Annotated in this window: 1 protein-coding gene and 1 pseudogene; both read right to left on the bottom strand. The window is 45.9% G+C overall.

The window, feature by feature from the left end; translation table 11 throughout:
- A pseudogene (locus I2I04_RS23370) lies at positions 1-137 on the bottom strand (DNA methylase); the annotation flags it as partial.
- On the bottom strand, positions 116-1,789 hold the full coding sequence (ltrA, locus tag I2I04_RS23015; protein WP_032559093.1) for a group II intron reverse transcriptase/maturase: 1,674 nt from the start codon (positions 1,787-1,789) through the stop codon (positions 116-118). The pseudogene I2I04_RS23370 and the gene ltrA, both read right to left, overlap by 22 nt.
- Between the last annotated feature and the right edge of the window lie 684 nt (positions 1,790-2,473).

The raw sequence follows: 2,473 nt of genomic DNA on the forward strand, positions 1-2,473 counted from the left end.
CGATCGGGTAGGTCAAGGGCATTACTGCCCTCTTCCCCCCTCAGAACCGTACGTGAGGGTTTCCCCTCATACGGCTCAAGCTTTTCAAAGTCTCTGTTCGTGTGCAGAGACCGGCTCATCCTACTTCTTGTTTCCATTGTTTTTTACGGGATAATTTGAAACATTCATCATGAACCAACATATTGCATTTCCGTCCGTCTTGTACAGTCGGCATTACATTCCATGCCTTATGCGTGTCAATCGGTTCACCACATATCGGACATTTCCGACCTTGCTTTTCCCATAGGTAAAGCAGGGATTTACGTCCTTTCAGCGTCACAAGCATCTTTGACTTCATTCTTTTATTGAAGTACAGGCGGCAGTCTGCGTCAAACGGATTCATGTCCCCCTTTATCTGCGTATATTGCAGAAAAGGAAACGAAGATGCCAGTTTCAACAAGGTAAGTTGGTCTTCTTTGCCGTTTGATTTCTTGAACTTAGCCGCAAAAGTCCAGCTGTTCCCTCGGATATTGTGCCAATAGCGGTCTTTTATCCACCGTTTCCCTTTCTTGGAATGACGGCGTTTAGCCCATTGCCACAAGGCGAGAAATATCTGATGGTCGATTCTGTGAAAAGAATCACGTGTCGCCCCATGCTGATAATATGCTCCCCATCCTCGAATTTTAGCATTCAACATCCTGATTAATGATTCCTGCTTGCAACCCTTATGACCTTTTGTCACCTTACGGATATTCTCCATAAAACGTTTTTCGGCTTTCTTGGTCGGCTTGGTCAATATTTCATTGCCGAATTTGCGGATGTTGAAACCGAGAAAATCGAAGCCGTCATGGATATTGGTTATCACCGTCTTTTCTTCTGATAAGGTCAGACCTCTTTCAGACATAAAGTCGGCTACCAATGGCTTGATTTCCTTTTCAAGTGTTTCACGGTTCTCGCAGGTAATTATAAAGTCATCAGCGTAACGGACAAGATTCACCATTGGCGAATATAACTTACCTTTGATTCTAACTCGTTTATATTTCTCTGCAAGGACTTTCTGCAATCCGTCCAATGTCATATTGGCAAGCGTGGGAGAGATAATGCCACCTTGTGGCGTTCCCTCCTCTGTCGGGAACATCTGTTTGTTGAAGATATAGCCGCATTTCAACCATTTTCGGAGTATTGCCTTGTCCATAGGGATGTTGGCAAGCAGCCATTCATGGCTGATATGGTCGAAGCACCCCTTTATGTCACCCTCCAGAATCCATTCGGGAGAATAGCCTTTTCGGAGAATGTTATGGCATTGCATTACCGCGTCCATACAGCGGCGTTCCTTGCGGAAACCGTATGAACGTGAGTCGGCTGTTGTTTCCGACACTGGTTCTAATGCCATAAGGTAGAGTGCTTGCATGGCTCTGTCTTTCATTGTCGGTATTCCCAACGGTCGCAGTTTGCCATTACTCTTTTTGATGTGGACTCTTCTCAATGGCTTCGGCTGGTAGCCTCTGCGTTTGAGTTCGCTTATCGCTTGTGTTTTTGCTTCGGGTTTCTCCCATGTTTCCATGTCCACTCCGGGGGTGTTGCCACCTCCGTTAGAAGTAACTCTCTTTACGGCTAAGGCTTTTGCGTAAAAAGAGTGGGTCAGCGTCCACTGCAAGGCTTTCACCTTGTTGTATCTGCCTTCCTTCTGAGCCTTTACAATTCGTGCTTGTAGCTTTCTGACAGCCAACTCCGCTTTAGTCCAGTCTATTCTGTCCCAAAGTGTTTGTTGATTGTCAGCAGGCGCACACGATGTCTTGTTTTCGTTCATTTGCTTTCCTCCTTTTGAAAGTTCTAAAAGTTAATTGTAAAGAATCACCATTTGACAACATTCGGTTTGATTGCCTACCTAATGTCGTCACAGAAGTCTGCCCACTTTCGTGTCGGATGATGTCGCCCACATCAGCCCGTGATGTCGGTTCAATCCGTATCCGCTCCATTACAGAACGGCGTTCGCTTTTTCTGTTATCTTATACCTGCACACCATTCGGCTTTCATTGCTGTCAGCTTACCTGTCATTTTTACATGACAGGAGATAATACAGGCTTACCATGTTCCACATAGATAACTAACGGATAGGTTAGGTTCTGTCTCATCCTCCGGCGGTGCTTATATCCGTGTAATCCTACCATGGAGAGGATTAACCGACCGCTTCCCTTTTGGGTAGAGTGTGCCAGTATCTTACACTCTTTCGTGACATTACGAAGTTTACTAACAGTTCGCTTGCGCTAACCATACTATCCAGCCTCGCCACTCTACGGTATGATACTAACCGTACTTGACTTCCCCTCACGGTTCTGTCTTGTCTTGCGAAAGTGTACTTCGTCCCGACCGCTTAATACAACATTAAGGTGCATCGGTCGGTAGGCTACCGCTGACGGAACAGCGGGTTAAAGCTGATACCCGTAAGTATCATTCCAACAATTATCTATGCGACTTCATGTCGCACCCAAGG

It is taken from the genome of Bacteroides sp. 1001136B_160425_E2 (assembly GCF_015559655.1).
Taxonomy (GTDB): Bacteria; Bacteroidota; Bacteroidia; order Bacteroidales; family Bacteroidaceae; genus Bacteroides; species Bacteroides luhongzhouii.